The 5,036-nt window shown below is 67.0% G+C and carries 6 protein-coding genes; 2 read left to right on the forward strand and 4 right to left on the reverse strand.

The genetic code is table 11. The features are described 5' to 3' along the window. The first annotated feature begins 414 nt into the window (after positions 1–414). Positions 415–561 carry a hypothetical protein gene (locus AC5RWU_RS23590; RefSeq protein WP_493986602.1) on the forward strand — a complete coding sequence of 49 codons (147 nt, stop codon included), beginning with the start codon at positions 415–417 and terminating at the stop codon, positions 559–561. Positions 562–647: 86 nt separating this feature from the next. On the opposite strand, the gene AC5RWU_RS23595 is transcribed toward AC5RWU_RS23590, so the two are convergent. The 4 genes from AC5RWU_RS23595 to AC5RWU_RS23610 form a co-directional block, all read right to left on the reverse strand. Next, a complete protein-coding gene (locus tag AC5RWU_RS23595) occupies positions 648–833 on the reverse strand; it encodes a hypothetical protein (RefSeq protein WP_494037343.1) in 186 nt (61 codons plus the stop codon). A 261-nt stretch (positions 834–1,094) separates the two neighbouring features. After that, on the reverse strand, positions 1,095–1,298 hold the full coding sequence (locus tag AC5RWU_RS23600) for a cold-shock protein (RefSeq protein WP_493986604.1): 204 nt from the start codon (positions 1,296–1,298) through the stop codon (positions 1,095–1,097). A gap of 221 nt (positions 1,299–1,519) precedes the next feature. After that, complete coding sequence (locus tag AC5RWU_RS23605) at positions 1,520–2,833, reverse strand: MFS transporter (RefSeq protein ID WP_493986605.1); 1,314 nt, start codon at positions 2,831–2,833, stop codon at positions 1,520–1,522. Between the two features lie 724 nt (positions 2,834–3,557). Beyond that, on the reverse strand, positions 3,558–4,199 hold the full coding sequence (locus AC5RWU_RS23610; RefSeq protein ID WP_493986607.1) for a TetR/AcrR family transcriptional regulator: 642 nt from the start codon (positions 4,197–4,199) through the stop codon (positions 3,558–3,560). A 292-nt stretch (positions 4,200–4,491) separates the two neighbouring features. Here AC5RWU_RS23610 and AC5RWU_RS23615 point away from each other — a divergent pair, with 292 nt between their 5' ends. Then, complete coding sequence (locus tag AC5RWU_RS23615; protein WP_493986608.1) at positions 4,492–4,701, forward strand: hypothetical protein; 210 nt, start codon at positions 4,492–4,494, stop codon at positions 4,699–4,701. Positions 4,702–5,036 lie beyond the last annotated feature (335 nt).

Here is a 5,036-nt window from a genome sequence, read left to right on the forward strand (position 1 = left end):
GGATACTGTCAGCCCTCCGAGCCCAGGCACGCCCGCTTAGGGCCCTTTCCGGCCCGCGGCGCTGCGACGGAACCGGGATCCGGTGACATTCCGTCACAGACCGCTCTGTGGCTTCCCCGCCCCCAGGATTCGGGAGACAATCCAGCCATGGGGTTGGGGGGGGGGGGGAGGCGCCCGTGCCGGCTACGATCCGGTGCGTACCGACACAGCGTTCTGTGACCTGCTGTCGGCCTGGAACCGCTACCCGTATACGGAACCCGCCCGAACGGTACTGATGGAAAGCCTGGCCTGGCTGGTCTCACCGCTGTCCGGCTGGAGAACCGGCCGCGGGCTGCAGCTGGCCGTGAAATCATCACCGCCCTGGACTCACCGGTATACGCCAGCCGGGCCGGGTCCGCCCCTGATGACGGCGATGTGTGCTACTTCAGGATCCTGGACCGCGCCTCCGCGGACGCGGATGCGGACGTGGTCCTGACCCTGGTCAGATGCGGAGACGGGCGCTGGCGCGTTGTCGGCATCGGTGAGCCGGTACCGGCCAGGGACATCCCCCGGCCGGACTAAGGACTATCCGCCAAATGGGGCAGCCAGCACAGTGCCGTCCGGTCCGGCAGGTACCCACAAGGCTTGCCGTGCTGACGGGGCAGGCCCTAGGGGGCGGCCAGTCTTATTCTTTCGGTCTCTTTCAGCGGCAGGCGCGATGCGGCGGCCAGATCGGACGCCGCAACGCCCCGGGCCAGCCCCTCCCGGATTTCCTTCCGCAGAAAGGCATCAGCATGGTCCAGGTCGAGCTGCAGGGATTCCCTGTCCGCGGCGGCCATCCGGACCCTGTTCACGGACTCGTCCCTGGTGCTCTGCTCCACTGAGGGAACAGCACCAGGATCTGCGCCGGGCTGCCCGGAGCTGCCGGCGCTTTTTCTGACGGACTGCACCGGGTCGTGAAAAACGGCGCCGGTGGACGGGAGCCTGAAGGAGCGCTCCCGTCCGCCGGTTCACGCAGTGCGGGCTATTAGGACGCTGGAGAGCCGACCGCCGATTCGTGGTGTCGTCCTGCCCCATCCGGGAGCCTGCCGGGGGCCGGTTTCAGGCCTGGCCCTTTAGACCGGGCGGATGTTCTCCGCCTGCGGTCCCTTCTGGCCCTGGGTGACGTCGAATTCGACGCGCTGGTTCTCCTCCAGTGAGCGGTAGCCGCTGGCGGAGATGGCGGAAAAGTGCGCGAACACATCCGGTCCGTTGTCGTCAGGGGTAATGAAGCCGAAGCCCTTGTCCGCGTTGAACCATTTGACTGTTCCTGTTGTCATGCTGCATTCCTTCTGGGCCGGCTCTGCGGATCCGTGCTGTGGACCCCGTCCCGCCGCCCGCTCCCCAGCCTATGTGCCGGGATTCGTACCGGACAAGGCCCGCAGGGGCGTCTTCGCATTTGTCGGGCAGTAAAGCCCTGGGCACTGGTCGACAGGTATTTGCAAAACCGGCAGGTAGCTGTTTGCTGCGCCGTCGGGTCTTCAGGTCATGAAAAACCGTGTCATTGCGGTTGCCTTCCGGCCCCGACGTCCGGGAGGGATCGGGCAGCGATCACTCCGGCCGCACCCAGCGCGGCCAGGAACAGCAGTGCCGCACCGGTGCCAAGCTGTGCGAGGGCGCTGCTGATTCCGCCGGCCACCAGCAACAGGGCACCCATGGCAGTATTCGACACCGCTACATAGTCGGTGCGCCGGTCTCCGGTGGCCATGTCCACCAGAAACGTCTTTCTGGCGACCCGGACACCGACGTGGATCAGCGCCAGCAGAAAGAAAGCCGCAGGGAAGAGCCAGCCGGAACCGGCGGCTGCCGGGACTGCAGTGGCGGCCAGCAAAGCCAGGACCACCAGTGACGACGTGGCCGAACCCCACATCATCAGGTTCCTGCTGGAGCGGTCGGCGAGCCGCCCCGCCAGACGGCCGCCGATGATCCCGGCCAAACCGGAAGCAATCACAAATGGTCCCAGCCCGCCCAGGCCGCCGGCACCCTGCTCTTCAGCCATGGCCACAATGAACGGCGGACTCAGGGCGGAGACCAGCAGCAATGCGCGCACGCCCACGAATTTCCGGAAGGGTGCATCCGCCCGCAGCAGGTTCCAGGAACGGGCGAGCCAGCCCCCGTCGTTGTTCCCCGCCGGCGCCTGCGCAGGTTCCTTGATCCGCGCGAAAACCAGCATCGCGGCCAGCCAGGCGCCCGCAGAGATGCCAAGAAGAGCGGCCAGGGCGGCGGGATTCACCTCGCTGCCTCCGAGCAGGCGGAGACCCAGCCCCACAGTCACTGCAACAATCCCAGATGCCAACGCAGCAATCCCATTGATCTGTCCGCGCTGGCCCTGGGGGATGGTGCGGCCCAGGATGTCCTTGGAAGCGATGGAAGTCAGCGCCCGGGCCAGGGCGAAGACGGCCACTTCCAGGAGAACTGCGACGCCGGCCGCGGTGCCGGTTCCTACGGCTGCGGTGAATGCCATCGCCGCTACTGCTGCCGCCTGCCCGGCTGCACCGACGACCCAGATCCACTTCCGCTGGCGGTGCCGTCGCACCCAGGGAGCCAGAGCAGCCTGAGGCAGCATCGAACCGGCTTCACGGACCGGAACAAGCAGTCCAATGATCCAGGACGGCCCGCCGAGCGAGGCCACCAGCCAGGCCAGAACCGTTGAGGCATTGACAACCTGATCACCGGTGTTTTGCAGAGCGGTGGCAGCGACCAGGCGGAGGCCGTTGCCTGGCACGTTCCGCCGAACATCCTCCGGCATGCCGGCCAGGGCGCCGTCGTCGGATTTGATGATGCGGCCGTAAAGCCTGGCTCCTGCGTTTTCCATCCGCATCAAGTCGCTCGGTCAGGCCAGCCGCAGGGCGCGAGGGACCCAACAGCCGGCGGCCGTCCACCTCAGGTGTTGTCTGTCTCGGCTTCCGGCGTGGGTTCGGGTTCGGGCTCGGGTTCGGGGGGCAGTGCACCGCCCTCGCCTTTCCACCTGTGCAGCTGTTTCTCCGGCACTTCACCAGTGTCCGATGTCCCGGTCTGGTCCGGCTCGTTTCCTGTCGACTCGTCCATGTCCAAACTGTATGCCGCCCCCGTCGGGCCAACAAGGTCCGTAGCCACACTCGGGCGGAGGCAGTAGTGTCTGCCGGAGCATCAGGCGCGGGACGGCGTGCCGCAGGGTCCGGGTCACGGGTTCGCAGGCTGGGTGGAGAGCACCGATCGGGTTCAGTCTGCCAGTTCCGGCCGGTGCCGCAGAGCACAGGCGGGAGGAAAACCTTACCGTTCAAGGGACAGCGCGGCCTGAGCGCCGGCTACCGCCGCTGAACCGTCCGGGCCGTTCGCGGTGTTTCCCGGTAATGCCGCCGGCAGAGGAGCGCGCGGGGACGGACAGAGCCACAACAGGGCCCTATGGCTGGTCTATGGCCTGCTGCAACGACAGGATCTTCGCCATCTGCGTCCCGATATCCCAGGAACCCGGATCCGGGGCTCTGGAAGAAGAATCCCGTCACCGGCAGCTGAACCGGCGCTGACACCCGTGCCATATAGCGACAGATGCGCGGTGATCAGCGCTGGAAGGAGCCGGTGTCGGGGGTCTGCGGTTCGGGCCTGGGCCGGTGCTGGTTCAGGCGCCGGTCCAGCCGGTGCCAGAAATCCCGGACCATGACCTCGAAGGCGTCGGTGGCCGCGTCCGCGTCATTGTTGATGACGTGGTCGTAGGCCAGCCCGTAGAAGGAGGCGACCAGCAGCCGGGCATCGGCCGCGGCGTCCTGCGGGTCCACTCCCTGGGCGGTCAGCCAGGTGCGGGTGCGGGCGGTCCAGTGCGCGAAGTTCTGCCCGGCGGTGCCGGCGGGGTGTTCCTCGACCAGATCCAGCATGGCGGCCTCGAACCCGAGCCGGTCCAGCTGCCGGGAGCGGTCATGGACCACCCAGGTCCACACCCGGTGCAGCCAGGCGTCGTAGTCGGCGCGGGTCCAGGTGGTGACGTCCTCGTCCTTGAGCCGGTCGGCGCGGGCCTCGATGCGCGAGACGATCTCGTGGATCAGCTGCCGGCGGTCGCCGAAGTGGTAGACCAGCGAGTAGGCGCTGATCCCGAGTCCGGCGGCCAGGGTGCGGAAGCTCAGCCCGGCCACGGGCTTGTCCTGCAGGTACTCCACGATCTGTTCCAGCAGCTCGTCCTTGCGCTGCGGGTTCTTCGGTCTGGCCATGAACCGACTCTAGGGCCTGCGGCAGCCGTTGGGACAAGGGCATTCACTACTCGTTTTCATCTTTTGGACATGTCCAGGTAGAGCCTGCTGGTTAACAAAATGGTTAACAAGTCGGGCAGTACGCCACAGCAGGGGCTGGAGTACGGATGCAGACAGGACCTGAACGAAGCGCACAGGAGCGCACTTCGCTCAGCTGGGACAAGGTGCTGCGCTCCGCCCTCGCCCTGGCCGACAGGACGGCATCGGCGCCCTGTCGACACGCCCGCCCGCCCAGGACACGGGCACCAGGCCGATGTCGCTCTACTACTGTGTGGCCAACAAGGAAGAGATCCTGGATGGCCTCGTGGACCTCGTCTTCACCGAGATCGAACTGCCGCAACCCGGGGCCGACTGGAAAACGGAAATGCGCCGCCGGGCCCACTCGGCGTCATGTGCTGCGCCGGCATCCCTGGGCGGTCGGACTGCTCGAATCAAGGAAAGCGCCCGGGCCCCCAATGCTTAAGCACCACGAAGCCACGCTCGCGACATTCCGTCCCGCGGGTCTGGACACTGCTGAAGTCACGCTGGCCCCGGGTGGCCCTTACGATCATCCAGCCGATGCGGCGGGCAGGTCCTGCATGCATCCGGTCCGGGCTGCGCCCGGGGCCGGTACCGCACCGACGACACTTCAAGCCAGGCTGGCTTGGTATTGCCGGGTAAGAGGTTCACAGGGCGGAGGAAAGAACCGGCGACGGAACAACGGCCGGTTACCGCTGTGCTGCAGCGTTGCGTATGGCGGTCAGGGCCTTGCGCAGTTCAGTGAGCACCGGGGCCGGAACCGCGCCGGTCAGGTAGGCC

Source organism: Arthrobacter sp. B0427-1-12 (genome assembly GCF_059092905.1).

Bases quoted from the DNA above. Each gene is read 5' to 3' on its own strand.
- AC5RWU_RS23605 (WP_493986605.1), bottom strand. From the start codon at position 2,833: ATGGAAAACGCAGGAGCCAGGCTTTACGGCCGCATCATCAAATCCGAC.
- AC5RWU_RS23610 (WP_493986607.1), bottom strand. From the start codon at position 4,199: ATGGCCAGACCGAAGAACCCGCAGCGCAAGGACGAGCTGCTGGAACAG.
- AC5RWU_RS23615 (WP_493986608.1), top strand. From the start codon at position 4,492: ATGTCGCTCTACTACTGTGTGGCCAACAAGGAAGAGATCCTGGATGGC.
- AC5RWU_RS23600 (WP_493986604.1), bottom strand. From the start codon at position 1,298: ATGACAACAGGAACAGTCAAATGGTTCAACGCGGACAAGGGCTTCGGC.